General features: G+C 69.7%; 21 protein-coding genes. 8 read left to right on the forward strand and 13 right to left on the reverse strand.

From position 1 onward, the window contains the following. Nucleotides 1-227: 227 nt before the first annotated feature. On the reverse strand, nucleotides 228-1,259 hold the full coding sequence (locus AB0K82_RS27120; protein WP_364402022.1) for an SDR family oxidoreductase: 1,032 nt from the start codon (nucleotides 1,257-1,259) through the stop codon (nucleotides 228-230). Nucleotides 1,260-1,362: 103 nt separating this feature from the next. Between AB0K82_RS27120 and AB0K82_RS27125 the strand changes: the two genes are divergently transcribed. Beyond that, nucleotides 1,363-2,820: an MFS transporter gene (locus AB0K82_RS27125; RefSeq protein ID WP_364402025.1), complete on the forward strand. Its 1,458-nt coding sequence runs from the start codon at nucleotides 1,363-1,365 to the stop codon at nucleotides 2,818-2,820. Nucleotides 2,821-2,825: 5 nt separating this feature from the next. Here AB0K82_RS27125 and AB0K82_RS27130 read toward each other — a convergent pair whose 3' ends face one another. Continuing rightward, nucleotides 2,826-3,455: a hypothetical protein gene (locus tag AB0K82_RS27130; RefSeq protein ID WP_364402027.1), complete on the reverse strand. Its 630-nt coding sequence runs from the start codon at nucleotides 3,453-3,455 to the stop codon at nucleotides 2,826-2,828. An 85-nt stretch (nucleotides 3,456-3,540) separates the two neighbouring features. Between AB0K82_RS27130 and AB0K82_RS27135 the strand changes: the two genes are divergently transcribed. The 3 genes from AB0K82_RS27135 (at nucleotide 3,541) to AB0K82_RS27145 (ending at nucleotide 6,035) form a co-directional block, all read left to right on the forward strand. Next, nucleotides 3,541-3,954, forward strand: coding sequence for an RpiB/LacA/LacB family sugar-phosphate isomerase (locus tag AB0K82_RS27135; RefSeq protein WP_364402029.1), 414 nt, complete (start codon nucleotides 3,541-3,543; stop codon nucleotides 3,952-3,954). Between the two features lie 23 nt (nucleotides 3,955-3,977). Further along, nucleotides 3,978-4,517, forward strand: a complete 540-nt coding sequence (locus AB0K82_RS27140; protein ID WP_364402031.1) for an NUDIX hydrolase — start codon at nucleotides 3,978-3,980, stop codon at nucleotides 4,515-4,517. A 96-nt stretch (nucleotides 4,518-4,613) separates the two neighbouring features. Beyond that, on the forward strand, nucleotides 4,614-6,035 hold the full coding sequence (locus tag AB0K82_RS27145; protein WP_364402034.1) for an aspartate aminotransferase family protein: 1,422 nt from the start codon (nucleotides 4,614-4,616) through the stop codon (nucleotides 6,033-6,035). A gap of 84 nt (nucleotides 6,036-6,119) precedes the next feature. On the opposite strand, the gene AB0K82_RS27150 is transcribed toward AB0K82_RS27145, so the two are convergent. The 6 genes from AB0K82_RS27150 to AB0K82_RS27175 all read right to left on the reverse strand — a co-directional run bounded on the left by AB0K82_RS27150 (nucleotide 6,120) and on the right by AB0K82_RS27175 (nucleotide 13,233). Beyond that, nucleotides 6,120-7,403 (reverse strand): protein kinase, encoded by a 1,284-nt coding sequence (locus tag AB0K82_RS27150; protein WP_364402037.1) that lies wholly within the window; start codon nucleotides 7,401-7,403, stop codon nucleotides 6,120-6,122. A 40-nt stretch (nucleotides 7,404-7,443) separates the two neighbouring features. After that, on the reverse strand, nucleotides 7,444-8,478 hold the full coding sequence (locus tag AB0K82_RS27155) for a LacI family DNA-binding transcriptional regulator (RefSeq protein WP_364402039.1): 1,035 nt from the start codon (nucleotides 8,476-8,478) through the stop codon (nucleotides 7,444-7,446). Between the two features lie 88 nt (nucleotides 8,479-8,566). Further along, the gene (locus AB0K82_RS27160) at nucleotides 8,567-9,994 is read right to left on the reverse strand and encodes a GH1 family beta-glucosidase (RefSeq protein ID WP_364402042.1); all 1,428 of its coding nucleotides are present in this window, start codon (nucleotides 9,992-9,994) and stop codon (nucleotides 8,567-8,569) included. After that, nucleotides 9,991-10,866: a carbohydrate ABC transporter permease gene (locus AB0K82_RS27165; protein ID WP_364402045.1), complete on the reverse strand. Its 876-nt coding sequence runs from the start codon at nucleotides 10,864-10,866 to the stop codon at nucleotides 9,991-9,993. The genes AB0K82_RS27160 and AB0K82_RS27165 overlap by 4 nt, the downstream gene beginning before the upstream one ends. Beyond that, on the reverse strand, nucleotides 10,863-11,828 hold the full coding sequence (locus AB0K82_RS27170; RefSeq protein ID WP_364402047.1) for a sugar ABC transporter permease: 966 nt from the start codon (nucleotides 11,826-11,828) through the stop codon (nucleotides 10,863-10,865). Before AB0K82_RS27170 ends, AB0K82_RS27165 begins: the two co-directional genes overlap by 4 nt. A 91-nt stretch (nucleotides 11,829-11,919) precedes the next feature. Next, nucleotides 11,920-13,233 (reverse strand): extracellular solute-binding protein, encoded by a 1,314-nt coding sequence (locus tag AB0K82_RS27175; RefSeq protein WP_364402050.1) that lies wholly within the window; start codon nucleotides 13,231-13,233, stop codon nucleotides 11,920-11,922. Nucleotides 13,234-13,483: 250 nt separating this feature from the next. On the opposite strand from AB0K82_RS27175, the gene AB0K82_RS27180 reads away from it, so the two are divergent. Beyond that, nucleotides 13,484-13,900, forward strand: a complete 417-nt coding sequence (locus AB0K82_RS27180) for a TIGR03668 family PPOX class F420-dependent oxidoreductase (protein ID WP_364402053.1) — start codon at nucleotides 13,484-13,486, stop codon at nucleotides 13,898-13,900. A gap of 198 nt (nucleotides 13,901-14,098) precedes the next feature. Here the strand turns inward: AB0K82_RS27180 and AB0K82_RS27185 are convergent, their stop codons facing one another. Beyond that, nucleotides 14,099-15,325 carry a helix-turn-helix transcriptional regulator gene (locus AB0K82_RS27185; RefSeq protein WP_364402055.1) on the reverse strand — a complete coding sequence of 409 codons (1,227 nt, stop codon included), beginning with the start codon at nucleotides 15,323-15,325 and terminating at the stop codon, nucleotides 14,099-14,101. Nucleotides 15,326-15,525: 200 nt separating this feature from the next. Then, nucleotides 15,526-16,122, reverse strand: a complete 597-nt coding sequence (locus AB0K82_RS27190) for an HAD family phosphatase (RefSeq protein WP_364402058.1) — start codon at nucleotides 16,120-16,122, stop codon at nucleotides 15,526-15,528. 158 nt (nucleotides 16,123-16,280) lie between these two features. On the opposite strand from AB0K82_RS27190, the gene AB0K82_RS27195 reads away from it, so the two are divergent. Next, nucleotides 16,281-16,958 carry a TetR/AcrR family transcriptional regulator gene (locus AB0K82_RS27195; RefSeq protein ID WP_364402061.1) on the forward strand — a complete coding sequence of 226 codons (678 nt, stop codon included), beginning with the start codon at nucleotides 16,281-16,283 and terminating at the stop codon, nucleotides 16,956-16,958. A gap of 58 nt (nucleotides 16,959-17,016) precedes the next feature. On the opposite strand, the gene AB0K82_RS27200 is transcribed toward AB0K82_RS27195, so the two are convergent. Both AB0K82_RS27200 and AB0K82_RS27205 read right to left on the reverse strand, forming a co-directional pair. After that, complete coding sequence (locus tag AB0K82_RS27200; RefSeq protein ID WP_364402063.1) at nucleotides 17,017-17,586, reverse strand: ferritin-like domain-containing protein; 570 nt, start codon at nucleotides 17,584-17,586, stop codon at nucleotides 17,017-17,019. Nucleotides 17,587-17,662: 76 nt separating this feature from the next. Further along, entirely contained in the window at nucleotides 17,663-19,810 is a 2,148-nt protein-coding gene (locus tag AB0K82_RS27205) for an MMPL family transporter (RefSeq protein WP_364402066.1), read from the reverse strand. 589 nt (nucleotides 19,811-20,399) lie between these two features. On the opposite strand from AB0K82_RS27205, the gene AB0K82_RS27210 reads away from it, so the two are divergent. Then, nucleotides 20,400-21,782: an AAA family ATPase gene (locus tag AB0K82_RS27210; protein ID WP_364402069.1), complete on the forward strand. Its 1,383-nt coding sequence runs from the start codon at nucleotides 20,400-20,402 to the stop codon at nucleotides 21,780-21,782. Then, a complete protein-coding gene (locus AB0K82_RS27215; protein WP_364402072.1) occupies nucleotides 21,779-22,513 on the forward strand; it encodes a hypothetical protein in 735 nt (244 codons plus the stop codon). Before AB0K82_RS27210 ends, AB0K82_RS27215 begins: the two co-directional genes overlap by 4 nt. Here AB0K82_RS27215 and AB0K82_RS27220 read toward each other — a convergent pair. Beyond that, nucleotides 22,500-23,609, reverse strand: a complete 1,110-nt coding sequence (locus tag AB0K82_RS27220; RefSeq protein ID WP_364402075.1) for an acetyl-CoA acetyltransferase — start codon at nucleotides 23,607-23,609, stop codon at nucleotides 22,500-22,502. The genes AB0K82_RS27215 and AB0K82_RS27220 overlap by 14 nt on opposite strands. Nucleotides 23,610-23,933: the final 324 nt, after the last annotated feature.

Raw genomic sequence — 23,933 nt, forward strand, 5'->3', positions numbered from 1 at the left:
GTCAGGAGGGTGTTCAGGTCTTGCGTCACAACATGATCTTGAACGCCCTCTCTTCATGCCCGCACACCGGCACGACTTCGGAACTACTCGTCTAGGTACGGATCGTCGGGCGGACCTCCGCCGTCCCCGTCCTGAGAGCGACCTGAGCCCGGTCTCGAGGGCTGAGTCCTGGCGCCCTTGACCCCGCGCAGGGGGCGCGTCACCGGCCCGCGCCTCCTGACCGGCCGTCAGCGGCGGCTGGTCAGCAGTTCGCGGAGCCGGCCGCCGGGCGGGTGGGGCGTCAGCGGCGGCGTCGGGAGGCCGGCCCCCGTGCGGAGGCCCTCGAGGAACTCGCGCAGCGCGTCCAGCGAGGAGTACCGCGGCGACCAGCCCAGGTCACGGCGGGCGCGGCCGGTGTCCATGATCGGGAGCCGGATCACGGCGTCGAACAGGCCGGGTGAGGCCGGCACCAGGTTGAGCTGCCAGCCCGCCCAGATCGCCCCGCGTACGACCGTGGCCGGGACCCGGACGCGCCGGGCGCCGAGCAGGTCGGCCAGTTCGGCGGCGCCCACGACCGGGTCGGCGGCGACGTTGAAGGGCCCGCGCGCGTCGCCCAGCGCGGCCAGCCGGTACGCCTCGGCGACGTCGGTGGTGTGCAGCGTCTGGAAGCGCAGGCCCGGGATGTCGGGGACGACCGGCAGCCGCCCGGCCGAAAGGTTCGGCACCAGCGGACCGCCGAAGATCCGTCGCTGTTCCTGGGCGGCCTCCCGCTTGAAGATGAACCCCGGCCGCAGGCGTACGACCCTGCGGTCGGAGTGCGCCGCCTCGAAGGCGTCCAGTACGCGCTCGACGTAGGCCTTCTCCCGGGTGTACGAGGCGCCGGGCCAGCCGTGCGTGGGCCAGGACTCGTCGACGGCGCGGTCCTTGGGGCCCGGGGAGTACGCGCCCACCGACGAGGCGTACACCAGGGCCGGCACGCCGGCCGCGGCGACGGCGTCGAAGACGCGCGTGCTGCCGATGACGTTGGTCCGCCAGGTCGCCGCGGAGTCATGGGTCGGGTGGAACGCCCACGCCAGGTGGATGACCGTGTCGGCGCCTCGGAAGAGGGGCGCGAGGTCGGCCGTCACGACGTCGGCGGCCGCCCATTCGGTCTTCGGAGCCGTCCAGTCGGGCTCGCGCCGGGCCAGTCCCAGCACCGTGTCGACGCCCGGGTCCCGGCCGAGCGCCTCGACCACGCTGGTCCCGACATTTCCGGTCGCTCCGGTAACCACGATGCGCATGCTCAAGCGCTACCCGGCCGGGCCCGCCCTAACCCGTCACCCCGTCTGCGCTGGTAGCGGCGTGGTTGAGCATAAAACCGCTCTAATGGGGAGAAAGCCCGGCATGAAAAACGGCAGAACGATCGAGACGAGAATCCCCGCACGGCTCGATCGACTTCCCTGGGCGCGCTGGCACTGGCTGATCCTCCTCGGGCTGGGAACCGTTTGGATCCTCGACGGCCTCGAGGTGAACGTCGTCGGCGTGATCGGGCCCCGGCTGACGGACAAGGCCGGGGGCCTCGGGCTGACCGACTCCCAGGTCGGGCTCGGAGCCGCCTGTTACGTCGCGGGGGCCTGCGCCGGCGCGTTGTTCTTCGGCTACCTGACGGACCGGTTCGGGCGCAAGAAACTGTTCCTGATAACGCTCGCGGTCTATCTGCTGGCGACCGTGGCGACCGCCTTCTCGTTCAATCCGATCTGGTTCTACGCCTGCCGGTTCGTCACCGGGACCGGGATCGGCGGAGAGTACGCCGCGGTGAACTCCGCGGTCGACGAACTGATCCCCGCGCGGCTGCGCGGCACCGTCGACGTGGTGGTCAACGGGTCCTTCTGGCTCGGGACGACGTTCGCCGCGCTCATGTCCGTGCCCGTCCTGAACGCCTCGGTGCTGCCGAAGGACGTGGGCTGGCGGCTCCTGTTCGGGATCGGCGCCCTCCTGGGCGTGGGCATCCTGTTCGTCCGGCGGATGGTTCCGGAGAGCCCGCGCTGGCTGTTCATCCACGGCCGGGCCGACGAGGCCGAGAAGATCGTCGGCGACATCGAGCGGACCGTCTCGGAGGAGACGGGCGAGAGGCTCGACGAGCCCGACGAGAGCATCGAGATCCGGCAGCGGCGGACGGTGGGCTTCGGCGATATCGTCCGGACGGCCGTCAAGCTCTATCCCAAGCGCACCGTCCTGGGGCTGTCGCTCTTCGTCGGGCAGGCGTTCCTCTACAACGCCGTGTTCTTCACGTACGCGCTGGTGCTGTCGAAGTTCTTCAAGGTCCCCGACGATCGGACGGGCTGGTACCTGGTGCCGATCGGACTCGGCAACTTCTTCGGCGCCTTCATCTTGAGCCGGCTGTTCGACCGGCTCGGCCGCAAGATCATGATCTCCGGGACCTACATCCTCTCCGGGCTGCTGCTGATCGGCACGGCGATGCTCTTCCGCGGCGGGCACCTGTCCGCCACGACGCTGACGGTCTGCTGGGTGATCGTGTTCTTCTTCGCCTCGGCCGGCGCCAGCTCCGCGTACCTGACCGGTTCGGAGATCTTCCCGATGGAGACCCGGGCCATGGCCATCGCGTCGTTCTACGCGGTCGGCACGGCGGTGGGCGGCATCATCGGCCCGGCGCTGTTCGGAAAGCTCGTCGACACCGGTAAGGAGTCTGCGGTGAGCGACGGCTACCTGCTGGGCGCCGCCCTGATGATCGCCGCGGGAATCGTGGAGATCTTCGTCGGGGTCGAGGCGGCCAGCCGGTCGCTCGAGGAGGTCGCGGCACCCCTGTCCGCGCAGGAGGAGCCGGAGAAGGCCGCCGTCTGAGGGCGTCAGAAGATGAGGCGGGCGACGGCGGTCATCGTGCCGGGGGCGACCTCGGTGAAACCGCCGTCCCGCACCGCCACGTCGGCCTCGGCCACGCTGCGCCCCCAGTCGTCCGCCTCCACGACCCGGACCCGCAGGCCCGGCCACTCGCCACGGGCGCGCAGCAGCAATTGCGCCGCGTGACCACACTGCGCGGCGATCTTTCCGGTGGTCATGGCGACGCCGGGATCGACGGTGACCAGTGCGTACGGCGGCTCGGGCGGAGGTTTCGGCTCGTCGTCGCGCGGCAGGTCGGTGCCGCCGACCTGCAGCTTGGAGATCTCCGGCGGCACCTCCGTGACCGGTCCGGGCACGAACGCCCGCGCCAGCGCGCCGTCATGGTCGGCCAGCACGCCGGGCAGCGCGGCCAGGGCCTCCCAGCGCGCGCCCCGGGCGCGGCGCGCCACCTTGCGGATGCGCCGCGACTCCCAGGCCGCCACCGCGTCGTGCCACTCCCCGCCCGGCGCCGAGCGCGGGTCGGTCAGCAGCCGGACGACGGCCATCGCGGCCGCCTCGCAGATCGCCAGGTGCGACGGCGGCGCGGCCTTCTCGATGCGCAGGGCGAGTTGCATCGCCCAGGCGGGTTCCTCGGTCACGCCCCAATGTCTACCAGCCCCCCGCCGGTCGTCCCGCCGGGAGTCTCCCTCGCGCACCGCCGTACCGGCGTGGCAGGCTTGGCCCGTGAAGGTGGTCTTCGGCGCGGACGACGAGAACGAGTGCACCCGTGCGGTGCTCGATCACCTGGGCGAGGTCGCCGAGGTGCGTGTCATCGACGACCTCGAGAAGTGGCCCGACTTCTCCCGGGAGGCCGGCCGCGCGGTGGCGAGCGGCGAGGCCGACTACGGCGTGCTCATGTGCTGGACCGGCACCGGCACGTCCATCGCGGCCAACAAGGTCCCCGGCGTACGCGCCGCGCTCGCGTGGGAGCCGTGGATCGCGCGGAACGCCCGGCTGTGGAACGACGCGAACGTCCTGGCCCTCAGCCTGAAGCGCCTCGCCCCGGACGTCGCCGTCGAGTGCGTGAAGGCGTTCCTCGAGACCGAGCACGAGGACCCCGAGGAGACCCCCAACATCGACCTGATCCGCGACCTCTGACGATCCTGTGGAACGCTGACCGCATGATCCAGATCTCCAGTCGTGTGGTCTATCAGAACCGGTGGATGACGGTGCGGGAGGACGACATCCGGCATCCGGACGGGTCCCCCGGCATCTACGGTGTCGTGGACAAGCCCACCGCGGCGCTGATCATCCCGATGGAGAACGACGGGTTCCACCTCGTCGAGCAGTACCGCTACACGCTGTCCCGCCGGTCGCTGGAGTTTCCGCAGGGCACCTGGCCGGACGACCGGGAGACGAGCGTGGAGGAGCTGGCGCGCGCGGAGCTGGCGCAGGAGGCGGGCCTGCGCGCGGCGGCGCTGGAACGCATCGGGTCGTTCGCGATCGGGGTGGGGTTCACCAACCAGCGCTGCGACGTGTTCCTCGCGACCGGCCTGACGCACGGGGACACGGCCGACCGCGACCCGGAGGAGCAGGGGATGACGCAGCGCTGGGTCGCCCGCCCGGACCTGGAGCGGATGATCCGCGACGGGGAGATCGTCGACGGCTGCACGATGGCCGCCTACACCCTCCTGACACTGAACGCAGCGGGCGGCCGATAGCCGCACGGAGGAGTCCGTGGCGCGGAAGGGCCGGGGAAGGGCCGATCCCCGCGATTGGCATCGACACGCGACGAACCGGCGTGGTCGGCTACCCGTATGAGTCTTCCCCTCGACGACATCCACGCGACCGGCAAGGCCCTGGAACTGGTCGCGGAGGCGGCCGTCCCGTACCTGGACTCGCTGGCGACCCGGCCGGTGAGCGATCCGGACACCGCGACGTTGATCGGTGAGCTCGGCGGGCCGCTGCCCGAGCGAGGCGACGGCACCGTCGACGGCGTCGCGCGTCTGCTGCGGATCGGTACCTCCGCGGCCACCCACTCGGCCGGGCCGCGCTTCTTCCACTTCGTCGTCGGCGGCAGCACTCCCGCCGCACTCGCCGGCGACTGGATCGCCTCCCTGCTCGACCAGAATCCGGGCAACTGGGCGGCCTCCCCCTTCGGCACACAGGCCGAGACGGTGGTCCTGTGCTGGCTGAAGGACCTGTTCGGACTCCCCGAGTCCTACGGCGGAGTGCTCACCACCAGTGCCACCTCCGCGAACTTCACGGCGCTGTCGGCGGCGCGGTTCTGGTGGGCGGAGCGGCACGGCGTGAACGTCACCACCGACGGGCTGGCGGGATTGCCGCCGATGCCGGTCTTCTCCAGCGGATACGTCCACGTGAGCACCCGCAAGGCCCTGCAGATGCTCGGCCTGGGCCGCGACACGGTGCGAAGGTTCGCCCGGGACGACGCGGGCCGGATCGACCTCACCGCGCTCGACCGGGCGCTCGCGGAGGCCGACGGTCCCGCGGTGGTCGTGGCGAACGCCGGGGACGTCAACACCGGCGACTTCGATCCGATCGACGAGATGGCCGAGCTCGCCGAGCGGCACGGCGCGTGGCTCCACGTGGACGGCGCGTTCGGACTGTTCGCGGCGGTGTCACCGCGGACGCGGCATCTGGTGAGCGGGATCGAACGAGCCGACTCCGTCATCAGTGACGGGCACAAGTGGCTGAACGTCCCGTACGAGAGCGGGTTCGCGTTCGTCCGGGACGCCGCGCTGCTGGGCCGGGCCTTCGGGGCGTGGGACGCGCCCTATCTGCCCGGAGAAGGGGACGAGCACGTCAACTACCAGTTCCTCGGCCCCGACTCCTCGCGTCGAGCGCGAGCCCTCCCGATCTGGGCGACGCTGCGCGCTTACGGGCGCGAGGGTCACCGGGCGATGGTGGAGCGGCATCTCGACCTCGCCGCGCACCTCGGCCGGCTCGTCGAGGAGGCCCCGGACCTGGAACTGCTCGCGCCGGTGCGACTGTGCGTCGTCTGCTTCCGTTACCGGCGACCCGACGTCACGGATCTGGACGCGCTGAACACCCGGCTGGGCGCCGAGCTGCTCGCGGACGGGCGGGTCTTCGCCGGTACGACCGTCTACCGGGGAATGACCGCGCTCCGGCCGGCGATCGTGAACTGGCGGACCACCGAGGCCGACGTCGAGCTGCTGGTCTCGATCGTCCGGGAGATCGGCGCGCGGCTCGACGGGTGAGGCTCGGACGGCGGGCGGTTCGCCGGGCGGCGTGTCCGGCGCGGCTCATCGGGCGGCGTGTCGGCGCGGCTCGCCGGGTGCGGCCTAGACGGCGGGCAGTTCGCCGAGGAGCGTGTCGGCGCGGCTCTTCGTCAGGCCGCCTTCGCCGCGGCGCGTGATGATCTTTTGGCGGAGGTCCGTCAACCGCTGCCGCAGGTCGACGCGCTGCCCGGCGGCGACCTCGTTCGTCAGGGTGGTGATGATGTTGTCGAGGTCGACGGCCACGTCGGAGCGGACCTCCCGGACGGCCATGCCCTCGTCCACCGTGCGCCGCATCTGGGTGAGCGCCTCGACCGTGCCGGACGGGGTCGGCGCCCACCGGGTCCGGACCCGGTGGGCCTGGGAGGGCGGCGCCGGCGGTGCGGCGGCGGGCGTCGTCGGCTGCGATCCGGCGGTCGCGGCGCCCGGTGTGGTCGAGGGCGTGACGGGCTCCGAGGTGTGGGGAGAGGCCGCGGACTCCGCGGGGCTGGACGGCGCGGTCAGCGCGGCCTTCGAGCCGGGGTCGCCGGAGCTCAGCACGATGGCGATCACCGCGGCCGTGATCGCGGCGGCGGCACCGGCGGCCAGCGACACCCGGCGCCGCTGGACGGCCTGGGCGGTCAGCACCCGGGTGATCGGGTGGGCGGGCCTCCTCGGCGTGGCGGCGTCGGGGTCGACGGCGGGCTCCGCCTCCACCTCCAGTGCCCTGGCGATCTCGGCCGCGGTCGGCCGGTCCGGCGCGGAGCGGGCGACGCAGCGGGCCTGCAGGCCGCCGAGGGTCTCCCCCGGTTCGGGGCGGCGGCCCTTCACCGCCTCGAACCACACGATCCCGAGGGAGTACACGTCGGCGGAGGGCGACAGGTCGTTCTCGGGCGGCAGGTAGTCGGGCGTGCCCATCCGCGCGTCACCGGCGATGCCAAAGTCGAGGACCTTCACCCCGGACGACGTGACGAAGATGTTGGTGGGCTTGATGTCCCGGTGCACGATGCGCGCGGCGTGCGCGGCGGCCAGCGCCGACGCGATCTGGCCGATCACCCGCTCGACGTCGGGGACCGGGCGGACGTCGGCGAGCGTCGAGCCGGTGAGCAGCTCCATCACGATGTACGGCGTGCCGTCCGACTCCCCGTAGTCGTGCACGGTGACGATGTGCGGGTGGGACAGGGCGGCCGCCGCGCGCGCCTCGTCCCGGAACCTCCTGCGGAACTCCGGGTCCCGGGCCAGCTCCGGGTCGATGAGCTTGACCGCGACCTGCCGGACCAGGACCTCGTCCCGCGCCAGCCAGACGGATGCCATGCCACCACGGCCGATCCGCTCACGGAGGCGGTACCGGCCGGCCAGAAGTGACTGCATCGGCTCAGTCTTCCCCAACTACCGCGTTTCGCACGGGCTTTCAGTGAGAGCCGGACCTCGCGGTGCCGAGGGAGGATTCGCGGGGCACCAGGTGGGTGTCCACGATGACCACGGGACGCGCGATCTCCTCGCCGCGGATGCGGGCGACCAGCAGCCGCGCCATCTCCCGGCCCATCGTCTCCAGCGGCTGATGCACGGAGGTGAGAGGCGGGTCGGTGTGCCGCGCCGTCGAGGAGTCGTCGAACCCGACGACCGCGACCTCTCGGGGGATGTGGATCCCGCGCTCCTTGAGCACTCGCATGGCGCCGACCGCCATGGGGTCCGAGGCCGCGAACACGGCGTCCAGCTCCGGTTCGCGGGCGAGGAGTTCGCGCATCCCGCGCTCCCCGGACTCCTCGCTGAAGTCCCCCGGTACGACCGGGCCGGTGAGCCCGGCGGCGGCGAGGGCGTCGTGGTACCCGTCGAGACGGTCGACGCCCACCTGCATGTCCTGCGGGCCGGTTATCGAGCCGATCCGGCGGCGTCCCAGGCCGATGAGGTGCTCGACGGCCTGCCGGGCGCCACCCCGGTTGTCGGCGTCCACGCAGCTCACCGGCACCACGCCCACGGGCTTTCCGCCGAGCACGGTCGGCACGCCGTTCTCCTCCAGGTGGCGGGGCAGCGGGTCGCCGCCGTGCAAGGAGATCAGCAGTACCCCGTCGACGTGCTGGCCGGTGAGGTAGCGCTCGAACCGCGCGTGCTCGTCCTCCGACTGGGCGATCACCAGCAGGAGTTGCAGCCCGGTGTCCGCGAGACCGGCGCTGATCCCCCGGATGATGCCGGCGAAGTACGGCTCGCCGAAGACGCGCTCCTCCGACTCCGACACGAACAGCGCGACCGTGTCCGTACGGCGGGTGACCAGGGCGCGGGCCGCGCGGTTCGGGACGTACCCGAGCTCGTCGATGGCCCGCAGCACGGCCTCGCGCGCCTCCGGGCTGACTTTCGGCGAACCGTTGATCACCCGGGAGACGGTGCCGCGGCCCACGCCGGCCCGTGCCGCGACGGCCTCGAGGGTCGGTCGCCGCCCGCTCGTCACGTGGTCACCGGCCGAGGCATCGAGAGCGCTCTCACGCCCGGCGGAAGGACCCGCGACGGCGGGCGACGCGGTGGTCGGTCGACAGTGTTCACCCGCTTATTCTGCCGAGCCCGCCCTGCCCGATCACCGAGGAGTACCACTGTGCGCTGGTCTTGGGGATCCGCGCCTGGGTCAGGAAGTCGACGTAGACGAGCCCGAACCGCTTGGCGTACCCCCAGCCCCACTCGAAGTTGTCCATCAGTGACCAGGCGAAATACCCGCGCAGCGGCACGCCCGCGCTGATCGCCGTGTGGCAGGCGCGCAGATGCGCCTCGATGTAGGCGACACGGTCGGGGTCGTCGACCCGTGGGCCGTCGCCGTTCTCGCCCTCCGCCACGATGTCGTCGAACGCCGCGCCGTTCTCCGTCACGTACAGGGGCACGGACGGGTACTCCTCGGCGACGCGGGTGAGCACCTCGGCGAGCCCGGACTCGTCGATCTCCCAGCCCATCGCGGTGACCGGCCGGCCGACCTGGACGAAGCCGACGTGCTCGCTGCCCGGCCACGGCGACGCCTCGGCGAACGGCGACGTGATCGCGCGCGCCGCGCCCTCCTTGCCGGTGACGAAGAAGCGGTTGTAGTAGTTGATCCCGAGCTGGTCGACCGACCCGCCGATGATCTCCATGTCGCCGTCGTGCACGTCCGGGGCGTGGTCGCCCAGGTCGGCGATGACGTCCTCGGGGTACTCCCCGCGCAGCAGGGCGTCGAGGAAGAGGCGGTTCTGCAGCCCGTCGATGCGCCGGGCGGCGTCGACGTCCTCGGGCGCCTCACTGGCCGGCGACACGGCGTACAGGTTGACCGACGCGCCGACGTTCCTGCCCTCGCCGCGCAGCGACTGCGCGGCGAGGCCGTGGCCGAGGAGCAGGTGGTGGGCGGCGCCCATGGACGCCCCCGGCTCGCGGCGGCCCGGCGCGTGGTCCCCGGAGGCGTACCCGAGGAAGGCCGCGCACCAGGGCTCGTTGATCGTCGTCCAGTTGACGACCCGGTCGCCGAGCGCGTCGCAGACGAGCCGGGCGTACTCGGCGAAGCGGTACGCCGTGTCGCGGTTGGGCCAGCCTCCGGCGTCCTCCAGCGCCTGGGGCAGGTCCCAGTGGTACAGCGTCGGCCAGGGCTGCACGTCCGCCTCGAGGAGGGTGTCGACGAGGCGCCGGTAGAAGTCCAGGCCCTTGGCGTTCACCGGTCCGGTGCCGTCCGGTAGTACGCGCGACCAGGAGATCGAGAACCGGTACGCCGTCAGGCCGAGGGAGGCCATCAGCGCCACGTCCTCACTGAACCGGTGGTAGTGGTCCGTGGCGACGTCGCCGGTGTCACCACCCAGCACCTTGCCCGGCGTGTGGGCGAAGGTGTCCCAGATCGACGGTCCGCGCCCGTCCTCGTCCACCGCCCCCTCGATCTGGTACGCCGCGGTCGCCGCGCCCCAGACGAAGCCGGTGGGGAACCTGATCTCCGTCTCCTCGCGTGATTTCTGGATCGTCATGCCTTGACGGCCCCTTCCATGATTCCGCCGATGATCTGGCGGCCGAACACCACGAAGACGACGAACAGCGGGATGGTCGCCACGACAGTGCCGGCGAACATCAGCGTGTAGTCGTTGAAATAGGCGCTGTTCAGCAGTGCCAGGGAGTACTGCACGGTCGGGTTGTCCGGGTTCAGCACGGCCCGCGGCCAGATGAACTCGTTCCAGGTCGACATGAAGGTGAACAGCGCCAGCACCGAGGCCGCGGGCCGCAGCGCGGGCAGCACCACGCTCCAGAAGATCCGGAACGTCGACGCCCCGTCGACCCGAGCGGCCTCGATCAGCTCGTCCGGGATGGCCTGCGACGCGTACTGGCGCATCATGAACACGCCGAAGCCGGTGACGAGGAACGGGACGATCACCGCCTGGAGCTTGCCGGTCCAGTGCAGGTGCACCATCACCATGTACAGCGGGATGATGCCCATCTGCACCGGCACCATCATCGTGGCGACGACGACCAGCAGCAGCGCGTTCTGGCCCTTGAAGCGCAGCTTCGCGAAGGCGAAGCCGGCCAGCGACGCGAAGAACACCGTCGACAGGGCGACGACGATCGAGGCGATCGCGGAGTTGACCAGCGCCTTGGCGAAGTGCGCCTGCTCGTTCTCGAACACGCGGCGCAGGTTGTCGCCGAGATGCTGACCGGCGATGAACGGCGGCGGCACCGCGCCGACGACCGCGTTGGTCCGCGTGGCCACGACGAACATCCAGTACAGCGGGAACGCCGACAGGACGATCGCGAAGATCAGCACGATGTACGTCAGCGGGCTGGCGTTCCACAGCCGCGCCGAGCCGGCGGCGGCCTGCCGGGAGCGGCGGACGACGGCTTCCTTCACTTGTCACCACCTCCGGCGAACCGGCGGATCAGCAGGAAATTGACCAGGGAGAAGATGAGGATCAGCAGGAAGAGCATCCAGGCGACCGCGGAGCCGTAGCCGTACTGATAGCGGTTGAAGGCGTTCTCGAACATGTACATCGCCACGGTCTGCGACTGCCGCAGCGAGCCGCCGTTCATGTACCCGAAGTTGAACAGCAGCGGCTCGGTGAACAGCTGCAGGCCCCCGATGGTGGAGATGATCGAGGTGAAGATGATCGTGGGCCGCAGCATCGGCACGGTGATCCGCCAGAACTGCTGGCGCCGGGAGGCGCCGTCGATCGCCGCAGCCTCGTACAGGTCGCGCGGGATCGCCTGCATGCCGGCCAGGAAGATCAGCGAGTTGTAGCCGGTCCACCGCCAGTCGACCATGGTCGAGACGGCCATCCAGGAGGCCCACCGGTTCGCCTGCCAGTCGATCTTGTGGACGCCGAAGAAGTGCAGGACCCAGTTGGCCATGCCGTAGTCGCGGCCGTACAGCTGGGTGAACACGATCGCGACCGCCGCGACGGACGTCACCAGCGGCAGCAGCACGCCCATCCGGAACAGCGTCTGGAAGCGCAGTCGCCGGTTCAGCGCGTTGGCCAGCAACAGTGCGAGCAGCAGTTGGGGCACGGTCGCGATGACGAACATGCCGAAGGTGTTGACGACGGCGTTCCAGAACTGGTCGTCGGTCATCAGCCGCGTGTAGTTCCGCAGGCCGACGAACTCGTGGCCGCCGATCATCTCCCAGCGGTGCAGCGAGACCCAGAAGGTGTAGCCGAGTGGGAACAGCCCGAAGACCAGGAAGAGGAGGTAGAACGGCGAGATGTAGAGGTAGGGCGAGACCTTCAGGTCCAGCCGGGAGAGCCGGGCGCGCAGGCGGCTCCGCTCGGACGGCGCGGCGCGTGGTGCGGCCGGGGCGGGCCGCAGGTCGACGGCCATGTACGAGGTCCTTTCGTCGAAGACGGGCGGGCGTGGAGACGGGCGGCGCCGGCCGACGCGTCCTGGGGAAGGCCGGCGCCACCCGCCGGTCTCAGAGCCCCGCCGCCTTCTTGGCGTCGGAGACGGCCTTGCCCCAGCCGGACGACGCGGACAGCTTCTTCTGCGCGATCGCGCGCAGGTCCGCCTCGACCGCCTGCCGGACCTCCTGGTTGTCCGCCCCGAGGTAGACGGGCTTGAGGCTCGTCGCGGTCGCCCCGTAGATCTGCCCCACCGGGGCGTTGTTGAAGTACGGGTTGTTGAACGCCTTGACCGCCGGGTCGTTCAGCGCCTGCGGGGAGGACGGCAGGTTGTTGGCCGCCTTGAACGCGGCGATCTGGCCCTGCGGGCTGGTCAGGAACTTGACCAGTTCGGCCGCCTCCTTGGGGTGCTTGCTCTGCTGCGGCACGGCCAGCCAGGAGCCGCCCCAGTTGCCGCCGCCGCCCGGCACGCCCGCGACGTCCCACTTGCCCTGCTGCTCGTCACCGCCGTACTGCTTGATGAGGCCGAGCATCCACGCCGGGCACGGCGCGGTGGCGAAGGCGTCCTTCTTGAGAGCCTGGCTCCAGGGGTCGGACAGGAACTGCACGCCGTTGGCGAGCCCGGCGTCCGACATCTTCACGGTCTCGTCGAACGCCGCCTTGACGGCGGGGTTCGACTCCATGACGAACTTGTTGCTCTGGTCGAAGTACGTCTGGTTGGAGGCCTTGCCGGCCTCCTGCATGAGGATCGTGTTGTAGTACGTCTCGGGGCTGTCGATGAACTTCGTGTCGCCGCCGATCTTCGAGGTGAACTTCTGGCCCACCTTGATGAAGTCGTCCCAGGTCGGCCAGAGCTTGGTGACCTCGTCGCGCTGGGAGGGCAGACCGGCCTTCTTGAACAGGTCGGCGCGGTAGCACAGCGACATGCTGCCGATGTCGGTGCCCAGGCCGATGAGCTTGGAGCCGTCCGGGCTCATGCCCCCCTGCCACTTCCAGGGGATGTAGTTGCTCTGCAGCGACGACGCGCCGTACTGCTTCAGGTCGACGAACTTGTCGGGCTGGCTCTTGAACTTCACCATGATGCCCTCTTCGATCGCGACCACGTCGCCGGCGCCAGCGCCCGCCGCGATGTACTGCTGGAGCCGCGGGGTGTAGTCATCGAGCTTCGGGACGTTCCGCTCGTTGATCTTGATGTTCGGGTGCTGGGCCTCGAACTGCTTGTACAGCTCCTGATAGCCGAAGGTGCCGAAGTCGTCGACGTTGAGCGTGATCTTCTCGCTCGAGCCGCCGGAGTCATTCGACTTCCCGCCGTCGCTTGAGCACGCCGACGCCGCCGCGAGCGCGGCGGACAGCACGATCGCCAAGGCGCCGACTCGCCCGCGATGCATGTTGACCCTCATGACGGACCCCTCTCAGGTCGTCTCCATATGCGGGGGGGGTTCTGCCGGACTCCTCGGTGAGCCCGGGTCGTTCTGTGGGAGCGCTCCCACGAAGCGAAGCCGGGAGGCATGGTCGATGTCAATAGCCCGAAACGCATTCGTTACGCGGGCGTCACGGCCTCCTTGCCTTCGGCGACACGGCCCCGCCGCCGCACGCCGCCTGCCGTCCCGGGCCGCCTCCCCGTGGCAACCTCGAAGAATGAGGCTCCCGGAGCAGATCGCGCGCGCCCGCTTCGCGTCCGCGCGCGCCGTGCGCATGGCGACCGTGGACGAGGCGGGGCGTCCGCATTTGGTCGTCATGACGTTCGCGGTGGACGGCGACCGGATCTACTCCGCCGTCGACGCCAAGCCGAAGCACACCCGGGACCTCAAACGGCTCCGCAACATCCAGGCCGACCCCCGCGTCGCCGTGCTCGCCGACCACTACGAGGACGAGTGGTCCCGTCTGTGGTGGGTGCGCGCCGACGCCACCGCGCAGATCATCGAGGACCCGGAGGCCATGGCCGAGCCGATCGGCCTGCTGCGGGGGCGTTACCGGCAGTACCGCGCGCACGCCCCCGAAGGCCCCGTCATCGCCCTGACCGTCCACCGCTGGACCGGCTGGTCCGCCTCCTGACCACCCCCGGCCCACCGAGGCCGACCCTGCTTCCACCCCGGAGCGGCGAGTCGACATAGGCCGACCCTCATCAGCCCGACGGCCGAGTGAGCCGGTTCGATACATCGCTCTGCGTAACAATCGGAGCGGTAGGAACGCCTCGGATGCACGCGAGGGACGACCTGTCCCCCCTCGCGTCGGCAAGCCGGACGACTCGGGCTAACCGGTCGAAAGAACTCCGATGCGCTCGGCGAGTCTGACGGCGTCGGCCTTGAGAGGGCCCGTCGCAGCGCGCACCAACTCGACCGCGACACCGCGTGTCAGCGGAGAGAACGGCACCTCTTCCGGTGACTCTAGGTAGGCGAGTTCGAGATAACGTCGGGCGTCATCCAACTGACGTCGCTGCATATGACCGGCGGCGATCTCTCCGTAGAGGCGTCCTCGGCGTTCACGGGAGGGCACGTTCTCAGGAACGATTCGCTCGGCTCGTGCGACGGCCTCACCGAAGCGACGCAGTTCCGCCGCGAGACTGACGCCGTGAATGTCCACATTCGAGGGCCCGAATATCGTCTGCGGATGGGAATATCCGCTGGACAGATTCCGGGCGACCCGGTCGGCTGCGTCCCACAGCCGCCAAGCCTCGCCGTCCTGCCCCTGATATGCCGCGCTTATCGCCATATGCAGACAAAGGCTGCCATAGAGGCCGACGGCATCCTCGTCGTCTTCCATGTGCCGCCGCAACTCGGCTGCCGCCTCCCGTACGGTCCACAGAGCCGCGTCCGCGTCGACGGATCGGAGCACATGACCATGCGTCCAGGCGCCGAACGCCAGACTTACCGGGTCGTCGGCCATTTGAGCGGAGCGCGCCGCCCGGTCGGCAATGATTCGGCCGACCTCCGGCTCGACGAGATCGACGGCGAGGTGCTGCGTCAAGCCATATGCGCTCGTCAGCGCGGCGTGAGCCCTTCGCCGTTCCGTCCCTTCAAGGACGATGGTCGCCCGTTCGAGATCACTGATCAGGGCGGGCAGCACACTCGCCACGACCGAATGATTATCTGGCAGAGCGTGCCAATCCCGCCACGCTCGCCGTAAGCGGGCCGTCAGGGCCGTGACGTCCGGTGGAGGAGCGTCGGCGGCCATCGGACGGAAGGTCATCGCATCGACGATCTCCCGGACGGCATCAGCGGCCGGATGCGCCGGACCTTCCCACGCGCTGACCGGCATAGGCGTCGCCCCGTCGATCAAGTCAGAAAGATCATCGACTTTGAGCACTCGCGCCAACCGTACGAGCGCGGGAATCGAGATACCCCGCTGCCCCGCCTCGATCCGTTTCAGCCAATCAGAGGAGTAGCCGACCAGGTTCGCGACCACAGCCCGCGTCATTCCACGCTTTTCCCGGGAGTGACGGATACGTTCGCCTGTGGTGAAGTCAGCGGGGAGATCCATGGAGTCCTCCAGGGGAAAGGAGTCCGGGAAACCAGCATATGCGGGCGGCGTTGACCTACATGACCTCCAGCGGCAAGGCCGCGCCTCCCGACGGTGCGCCGATTCGTACCAAGGGAGAAACTTTCTCCGCCGTCCGTCCAGGACAAAGATCTTCTGAATGCGACGGATCTCGTGGCCGGTGAAGAGCGTTGCCGCCGCGGCTAGGCGGCGGTCAGGGCGCGGATCTGGTCGACGGAGCGGAAGACCTCGGCGCGCATGCCGACCTCGCGGGCGGCCACGACGTTGACCTCGGTGTCGTCGATGAACAGGCAGTCGACCGGCGCGACCCCGAGGCGCTCGGCCGCGATCTCGAAGGCGCGGTGGTCGGGTTTCGCCACGCCGATGGCGCAGGAGTAGGTCAGCGCGTCGAAATGGGCGAGCCACGACCTGTGCCGCTCCTCGAACACCGGGACCAGGTCGGCGATGATGTTCGACAGCAGGCCGAGCCGGCGGCCCTGCCCTGCCAGCTCGCCGATGAGGGACACCATGGCCGGGTCGGCGTTCGTCCAGCTCGCCAGGTCGGCCGCGGTCAGCGCGTCGATCGTCGCGGCCGGGAACCGTACGCCGAGCCGGTCGGCGACCGCCGTCCAGTAGTCCGCGCTCGACTGTCCCGCGTCGTACGGTTTACGGAGCGCCCAATAGGCGTCCCAGAGCGCGTCGGGTGCGACGCCGGCGAGGTCCTCGATCCGGCGCTTCGCCGCGGGCGTCTGCGTCAGCGCGATGACACCGAACAGGTCGAACACGATCGCACGCGACATGCGGTCCTCTCCTCAGGCGGTGACCAGGGGCGATGCGAGCCTATGCGGCACCGGGGCCAACCGGCGACGGCCGGTGCCCGTGGAGATCACCGAGCCGGTGACGGGACGTGACCCTCCTATTTGAACAAGCGGTTGGGCGGACGGGCCATAATGAGGGGGTGACGACCACGCGCAAGGACAACGGACGGCCGCGGGCCGATGCCCGCACCGGCACCTCGGGGGGCGCCCGCCGTCGCGCGAAGGGCTCGTCGACGCTCGCCTCCGAGCGCCGCGAGCACCTCGTGAAGCTCGCCGCCGAGCTGTTCGCGGAGAAGGGTTACCAGGCCACGACCGTTCGCAACATCGCGGACGAGGCCGGGATCCTCTCCGGGAGCCTCTACCACCACTTCGACTCCAAGGAGTCGATCGTGGATGAGATCCTCACGTCGTTCTTCGACGAGCTGGCGGCCGCGAACCAGGCGGCCCTGGCCGAGGGCGGCGACCCGCGCGACGTCCTGTCCGAGCTCGTGCGCATCTGCTTCGGCACGCTGGTCCCGCACCGCGCCGCCATCATGGTGCTGCAGAACGACTGGAACTACCTCAAGCAGTTCGACCGGTTCGACTACCTCGCCAAGGCCGAGGGCGAGACCGAGCGGCTGTGGGTCGGCCAGATCAAGCGCGGTCAGGAGAGCGGGCTGTTCCGCGAGGACATCGATCCCAAGCTCACCTACCGCATGATCCGCGACACGATCTGGGTGACGGTGCGCTGGTTCCAGCCCGAAGGACGGCTCGACGCCGACGGGCTCGCCGACCACTACATCAAGGTCCTGTTCGACGGCATCTCCCGACACCGCTGAGGCCGCCTCGCCGGCGCCCGGGCCGATGCCGTCATCGACCCGGGAACCGGCGGTGCGGTCAGGTCCCCGCCGGGCGCTCGTCCAGCCTCTCGAGCTCGTCCGGCAGGCGTTCGAGCAGGCCACGCAGATCGTCGGCGTGCTCCTCCTCCTGCGCGAGGATCGTCTCGAACACCCGCTTGGTCGTGGGGTCGCCGTCCCCGATCCACTGGATGATCTCGGTGTAGGACATGATCGCGACGCGCTCGGCGACCAGATCCTCCTTGATCATCTCCACCAAGTCGAGGCTTCCGGCGTACTCGGCGTGCGCCCGGGTCGCGAGCGTGTCGGGGTTGAAGTCCGGCTCGCCGCCGAGCTGGACGATGCGTTCGGCGAGCATGTCGGCGTGGTTCTGCTCCTCTTGGGCGTGCTCGAGGAACTCACCGGCGACCGCCTCGGCGTGGATGCCGGTGGCGGTGAAGTAGTGCCTCTTGTACCGCAGTACGCAGACGATCTCCGTGGCCAGCGCCTCGTTGCAGATCTGGATGACGCGCTCCAGGTCGGCGCCGTACGCGTCGGTCACCGGGCCCTTGTCGATCTCGGTCTTGGCCCGCTCGCGGATCGTCTTGATGTCGGTCAGGAATTCGGCCATGGCGTTCGTACCTCCCGCCCCTGACCTACCTCAGCGCGCACGCTCTACACCGGTGATCGGACATTCGCTCGGGCGTTCACCGGCCGGACTCGACGCGGGCGGGTACGGGCGGTGCCGCGGCGGGTGGTTCGGCGACCGGCAGCAGGCGGGCCAGCCACCCCGGCAGCCACCAGTTCACCGCGCCCAGGAGCTCCATGACGGCGGGAACGAGCACCATGCGCACGACCGTCGCGTCGATGAGCACGGCCACCCCCAGGCCCAGGCCCATCTGCTTGACCGCGATGTCCGCGCCGAGCAGCACCGACAGGAACACGCACACCATGATCGCCGCGGCGGCCGTGATCACGCGGGCGGTGCGGGCGAGCCCCCGGGTGACGGCCTGCCGCGTGGGCGCCCCCGCGTCGTACTCCTCCCGGACCCGCGAGATCAGGAACACCTCGTAGTCCATCGACAGCCCGAACAGGACCGGGAACATGAACAGCGGCACCCAGGCGGTCACCGGCATCCCGGTCGGGAAGCCGAGCGCACGCCCCAGCCAGCCCCACTGGACGACCGCGGTGAGCACGCCGTAGGCAGCCCCGATGGACAGCAGGTTCATCAGCGCGGCCTTGACCGCGATCGCCACCGACCGGACCAGCACGAGCAGCAGGATCAGGGACAGCCCGACGACCACCGTGATCAGCCACGGGAGCCGGGAGATGACCGCGTCGGCGAAGTCGATCGTGCCGGCGTTCGGCCCGCCGACGTAGACCCGCGGACCGCCGGCGCGGTGCCGTTCGGCCATGGCGTCGCGGAGCCGGTGCACGAGCCTCGGCGTCGCGGCGTCCTGCAGGCCCGTCCTCGGGTACGCGACGAACATGGCCGTCGTGGCGTCCTGGCTGGTCCGTACGGGCGTCACCGAGGCGACCCCCGGCGTGCCGCGGACGGCGTCGGCCACCGGCCGTACGTCACCGGGGAGCCGGACGACCACGACCAGCGGCGCGTCGTACCCGGCGCCGAACCCGTCGGCGAGGATGCGGTGCGAGGCGTAGGCGCTCGTGTCGTGCGGCTGGGTGCTGGAGTCGGTGAAGCTCAGCCGCATCGACAGCGCCGGACCGGCCAGGGCGAGCAGCGCGATCGCCGAGACGGACAGGGCGACGACCGGACGCCGCTGGATCACTCCGGCCCACCGCTCGGACAGGGGCCGGCGCGCGTGCCGCCGGGTCACGCGGCGCAGGCCGAACCGGTCGATGTTCCGGCCGGTGAAGCCGAGCAGCGCGGGCAGCAGGGTCACGGCGGTGACCATCGTCATCAGCACCGTGAGCGACGCGGCGACGGCGACCGCGTTCAGCAGCCGCTGGTTCATCACGAACAGCCCCATCAGCGCGACGACCACGGTGGTGCCCGCGAACAGCACCGACCGCCCGGCGGTGGCGATCGCCACCACGGTGGCGTGCTCGGGGTCGGCGCCGTCCTCGGCCAGGGCCTCGCGGTAGCGGGTGACGATGAACAGCGCGTAGTCGACGCCGACGCCGAGCCCGATGAGACCGGCGACGATCGGCGTGAAGCCCGGCGCGGGCAGCACGTGGCCGAGCAGGGAGATGCCGGCCAGGCCGGTGCCGATGCCGAAGATCGCGGTCACGATCGGCAGGCCCATCGCCAGCAGCGAGCCGAACGCGATGAGCAGCACGATCACGGCCGCGAGCAGTCCGATGCCCTCGGTCGGCCCGCCACCGGGGGTCTCCGCGTTGATCACGGCGCTGCCGCCGAGCGCGAGCGTGAGGCCGTCTCCGGACGCCTTCCGCACCTCGGAGATCATCGCGGTGACGGCCTTCACCGGCATGTCGTCCGCGCTCACGGCGAGTTGGACCGGGGCGAACGCCGTCCGGTGGTCCGGCGACACCTGGCCGGGCACCTGGTACGGCGAGCTCACGGACGTGACGTGCGGGGCGCGGGCGAGGTCGCCGAGCACCTTCTCCACCCGGGGCCGCGCGGCTTCGACGCCACCGCCGGCGTGGACGGCCAGGGTGAGCGTGTCGCCGTTCCGGCCCGGGAAGTGCTGGTCGATCAGGTCCTGCGCCTTCGCGGACTCGGCCTTGCCTCCGGAGAAGTCGTTGTCGGCCGGCGCGGCGAAGCCGAACCCGATCGCGATGACGAGCGCGGCGCCGACCGTCCAGGCCGCGAGGACCAGACGCCTGCGGCGGTAACAGAAACGGGCCAGCCGCGCGAGCGGTCCGTCGTACATGGGATCACCTCGTGGGACGTGTCAATGGCGTCCTGAGATTCGCGGTCGGTCGTGCCTCCGCGCGTCAGTCCCGCGATGACACTTCCCGGCCGCGCTACTCCACCGGGAGTACGGGTCCTCGGCCGTACGGAGCAGGGGAGCCTTCATCCGCGCCCGGGCACGCTCTCCGTAACGCCGATCGCCGGAAGCCGGCCCGACACCGTGAACCCTCCGGCGTCGCCCCGCCGAGCGGCGAACGACCCGCCGACCGCCTCGACGCGCTCCCGCATCCCTTTGAGCCCGTTGCCGGGACGTCCGTGGTCGGGCGGGGCGCCGACGCCGTCGTCTGCGACCTCGGTGACGGGTCACCGCCGGCGTACGTCAGCGACACCCACGCGGCCGCCGTCGGCCGTCAGCACCAGATCGATCACCACGGCGCGGGACGGACGCATCCGCGAAAGCTACGCCACGCCAGCCCTCACGGAAGTCGGGCTGCACCCACCTTCGTCGCGGCCCCCGGGGAATCACAAGAACACGTACGCCCTCCGATGGGGTAGTGCGAACGTTAGAGTGAGACGCCAAGTGCGGAAGCCATCAGCCGGAGGTCGCCATGCATGTCGCCAAGCTGGATATCTCCGGCGTACGCGGCTTTTACGGCGACCGGTCGGTGGCGCTGGACTTTTCCCGACCGGATGGATCACTCGCTGGTTGGACGGTGCTTGCCGGAACGAACGGATCGGGCAAGTCGACCCTTCTCCAAGCCCTCGCGTTGTTGCTCGCAGGGCCTCACTCAACGGCCTTCATACCCAGCCTCGCCGACTGGATGAGCAATGGCTGCGAAAGCGCGCGAATGGAGGCCACCCTTCACCTGTCCGGGCTTGACTCCTTCCAACCAACTTTGTTCGACAGCGGGGGGACGGAGCCCAGAGTTTGGATGGAATTCAGACGGCCGATAATGGATACCATCCAGGGTCAGGTAGTCGCCGAGCCTGACCTCTCTGGCGTCGGCGTCGATTCGCAGGTTCGTAACCAGGGGATGGGGACTGCCGCCGGGGTTCGTTACCAGGGAATCGGGTCTGCCGCCGGAATGACGCGCGGTTTGTTCTACGTCGGCTATGGCCCCTTTCGCCATCTAGGAACGACTGGGACGTGGCGACGACGCGCTTATACCGCACCCAAGGTGGAACGTCGGGTCGCGTCACTGTTCGACGAAAGCGTCTCCTTGGCAGATGCCGTTGACTGGTTGATCGAGCAACATCTCTACCAATTGGAGGGGAGGCCCGGGGCAGCGGAGTTCCTGGAAACGGTGCTAAGCCTGCTCGGCGACGGGCTCCTGCCAGACGGCTTCCGCGTACACCGAGTCGACTCGGATGGACTCTGGGTCTCGCACCAGGACGCCGAGTTCCCACTGCGCGAAATGAGCGACGGGTATCGCGCGGTCACTGCGTTGGTAGTTGACATAGTGCGACAAATGAACGCCGCATATCGCGGTGTTACGCTGGAATATCAGAGCAACACACCCACGCTGCCCTATCCAGGCGTAGTCCTTATCGACGAGGTGGATGCGCATTTGCACGTCTCTTGGCAAAAGGCCATCGGCACTTGGCTAAAGGAGCATTTCCCGCAAATCCAATTCATCGTCACCACGCACAGCCCCTACATTTGCCAGAGCGCGGATCCGGGAGGCCTCATCCTCCTCCCGGGCCCGAACGAACACACCGCACCCCACCCGGTAGAGGGAGACCTCTATGAGCGCGTCATCTATGGCAGTGGCGATGATGCGATCCTAAGCGATCTATTCGGCGTGAGCTCGCCTTATTCTCCGGTTTCGGAGAAGCTTCGCCGGAGACTCGGCGATCTTGAGGTGAAGGTATTGGACGGATCTGCATCAGAGGCAGAAATGAGCGAGTACCGAAGGTTGACCAACCTACTGACCAGTTCGCTGAGCGCCCGCGTAGACGAGGTCGCTGCTCGACTTAGCCGCGGCGAATGATACCGATCACCCGGCGACCTTTGGACGATCGGTTGCGTTCGCAATTGGAAGTTCGCACCGACAGGTTGGCCGCCGCCGGACCCTCGCCTGATGCCGCTCGTCGCGCTTGGAAATCCGCCTCTGTTGAGCGGCATGGGATCCGTGAGCAGTTGAGTCGTATGGCCGCGGGCATCATGCGCTGCATGTACTGCGGGGACAACCTGGGCACGGACATCGACCACTTCGAGCCCATCAGTCGTGCTCCGCTCAGGACCTTCCACTGGGTTAACCATCTACTCGCCTGCAGCTTCTGCAACAGCAACCTGAAACGCGACACATTCCCCTGCGGCTCGTCGGGCGAGCACCTGCTGATCGATCCCACGACAGAGGATCCCAACGAGCACCTGATGTTGCTCTTAGGAACCGGCGAGTATCGGCACCTTACGGCGAAAGGACAGGCGACGATCCAGGTCTTCGGCCTGAACAGAGCCGATCTGGTGCGAGGTCGTGCTGGCGCCTTCCATACCCGCCGAGCCGTCATCTGCCATGCTCGGGCGCTGCTTTACGAGGACCGTAAAGACGAGGCCGCCCAGTGTCTGAGAGCCCTGGGTGAGGAACCCCACGCGAGTGTTCTCTACGCGATGCTGAGGTCCACCGACCTGCCCGGCGCGACGGTCATACTCGGCCGTGACGTCCTGGAGGCGCTTACCGACCCACAGATCCTGGAGCTTCTGGGACTCACCTGTTGGTGACAGGGCGGATGAGGAGGGCGGCGCTGCCGTAGGAGCCGCCGAAGCCGGTACAGAGCGCGACCTCGGCGTCGGGGACCTGGTTCACCCCGTCGCCGCGCAACTGCCGGACCGCCTCGGCGACGTTGTTGAGGCCGTGGACGTACCCCTCCGACAGCAGCCCGCCGTGCGGGTTGACGGTGGCCAGGCCGTCGCGGAGCGTCCCGGCCAGGTCGGAGCGGGCGCACAGCCCGAAGTCCTCCAGTTGCCGCGGGACCAGCCAGGAGTACGCGTCGTACAGCAGGGCCACGTCCACGTCGGCCGGCGTCATCCCCGCGGCGGCGTAGAGCGGGCCGGCGACGTGGGAGGAGAAGATCCGCGTCACGTCGTCGGTCCTGTCCATGGCCGAGGCGCCCGGGCCGCCGCCCCGGACGACGGCGTGGATGCGCGGTGCGGCCGGTGCCCGGTCGGCGGACGTGATGACGAGCGCACACGCGCCGTCCGTCTCCTGGCAGCAGTCGGCGCGGCGCAGGGGCGAGGCCACCGGCGGGCTCGCCCAGTAATCCTCCTCCGCCCGGCGCAGCGCACGGGGATTGGCGGCGGCGTGCATGCGCGAGCTGCGCACGACCGCGCACAGGTCCTTCTCGGTGAGGCCGGTGTCGTGCAGGTAGCGCTGGGCGGCGAGGGCGAAGTGCTGCACCGGACCGGCCGACCCGTACGGGCGGGTGAACTGCTCTTCGACCCCCTCCCCCAGTTTCAGGGAGAGGGTGTTCATCCGCCGTCCCGAGCGGCCGTTCAGGGCGCGGTAGACCAGCACCGTCCGGGCCAGGCCCGCGTCGATGAGCATGGCGGCGTCGCCGAGGATCGAGGCGCACTGGGTGCCGCCGCCGTAGATCTCGTTGTGCCAGCCGAGCTCGATCCGCAGCTCCCGTGCGACGTGGATCACCGGGGCGGAGTCGCCGAGGTGGTAGCTGAGGATCGCGTCCGGCCGTTGCCCGGCCTCGTCGATCGCGCGGCGGGCGGCCTCGACGGCGAGTTGGAGCTCGGACCGGCCGGACTGACGGGACAGGTCCGTCATCCCCACCCCGGCGATCGCCGCCTTACCGGAGAAGCTCTGCATCCGGCCAGTCTGCCCCAGCCAAGCGCTTGCTCGCCAGATTTGAATCCGACCCACCGCCCAAGGCGTACCGAATGCTCGGCAACCGCGGCCCAGAAAGGCACCAAAGCCCGCATATCAGCACTGCGCCGACGCATTTTCCGAGCATCCGGTACGACCCGTCCGCTCGGTTCGCCCGGGGAGTCATCTCGTGTTGTCCATCGCGTAGACGCCAAGCCCTGACCCCGGCGTCAAGGTCAAGGCGGGGGACGGCTCGACACCGACGGCAAGCACCGGACCACGGACCGAATATCCTTCGGCGAACGGGCCGATGGGCCGACGTATCGC

The organism is Actinoallomurus sp. NPDC052274 (assembly GCF_040679475.1).
GTDB classification, from domain to species: domain Bacteria; phylum Actinomycetota; class Actinomycetes; order Streptosporangiales; family Streptosporangiaceae; genus Actinoallomurus; species Actinoallomurus liliacearum.

What these genes read in the sequence shown, in the direction of transcription:
- AB0K82_RS27120 (WP_364402022.1), bottom strand. Translation starts at nt 1,259, where the DNA reads ATGCGCATCGTGGTTACCGGAGCGACCGGAAATGTCGGGACCAGCGTG.
- AB0K82_RS27125 (WP_364402025.1), top strand. Translation starts at nt 1,363, where the DNA reads ATGAAAAACGGCAGAACGATCGAGACGAGAATCCCCGCACGGCTCGAT.
- AB0K82_RS27140 (WP_364402031.1), top strand. Translation starts at nt 3,978, where the DNA reads ATGATCCAGATCTCCAGTCGTGTGGTCTATCAGAACCGGTGGATGACG.
- AB0K82_RS27145 (WP_364402034.1), top strand. Translation starts at nt 4,614, where the DNA reads ATGAGTCTTCCCCTCGACGACATCCACGCGACCGGCAAGGCCCTGGAA.
- AB0K82_RS27150 (WP_364402037.1), bottom strand. Translation starts at nt 7,403, where the DNA reads ATGCAGTCACTTCTGGCCGGCCGGTACCGCCTCCGTGAGCGGATCGGC.
- AB0K82_RS27160 (WP_364402042.1), bottom strand. Translation starts at nt 9,994, where the DNA reads ATGACGATCCAGAAATCACGCGAGGAGACGGAGATCAGGTTCCCCACC.
- AB0K82_RS27170 (WP_364402047.1), bottom strand. Translation starts at nt 11,828, where the DNA reads ATGGCCGTCGACCTGCGGCCCGCCCCGGCCGCACCACGCGCCGCGCCG.
- AB0K82_RS27175 (WP_364402050.1), bottom strand. Translation starts at nt 13,233, where the DNA reads ATGCATCGCGGGCGAGTCGGCGCCTTGGCGATCGTGCTGTCCGCCGCG.
- AB0K82_RS27180 (WP_364402053.1), top strand. Translation starts at nt 13,484, where the DNA reads ATGAGGCTCCCGGAGCAGATCGCGCGCGCCCGCTTCGCGTCCGCGCGC.
- AB0K82_RS27185 (WP_364402055.1), bottom strand. Translation starts at nt 15,325, where the DNA reads ATGGATCTCCCCGCTGACTTCACCACAGGCGAACGTATCCGTCACTCC.
- AB0K82_RS27190 (WP_364402058.1), bottom strand. Translation starts at nt 16,122, where the DNA reads ATGTCGCGTGCGATCGTGTTCGACCTGTTCGGTGTCATCGCGCTGACG.
- AB0K82_RS27200 (WP_364402063.1), bottom strand. Translation starts at nt 17,586, where the DNA reads ATGGCCGAATTCCTGACCGACATCAAGACGATCCGCGAGCGGGCCAAG.
- AB0K82_RS27205 (WP_364402066.1), bottom strand. Translation starts at nt 19,810, where the DNA reads ATGTACGACGGACCGCTCGCGCGGCTGGCCCGTTTCTGTTACCGCCGC.
- AB0K82_RS27210 (WP_364402069.1), top strand. Translation starts at nt 20,400, where the DNA reads ATGCATGTCGCCAAGCTGGATATCTCCGGCGTACGCGGCTTTTACGGC.
- AB0K82_RS27215 (WP_364402072.1), top strand. Translation starts at nt 21,779, where the DNA reads ATGATACCGATCACCCGGCGACCTTTGGACGATCGGTTGCGTTCGCAA.
- AB0K82_RS27220 (WP_364402075.1), bottom strand. Translation starts at nt 23,609, where the DNA reads ATGCAGAGCTTCTCCGGTAAGGCGGCGATCGCCGGGGTGGGGATGACG.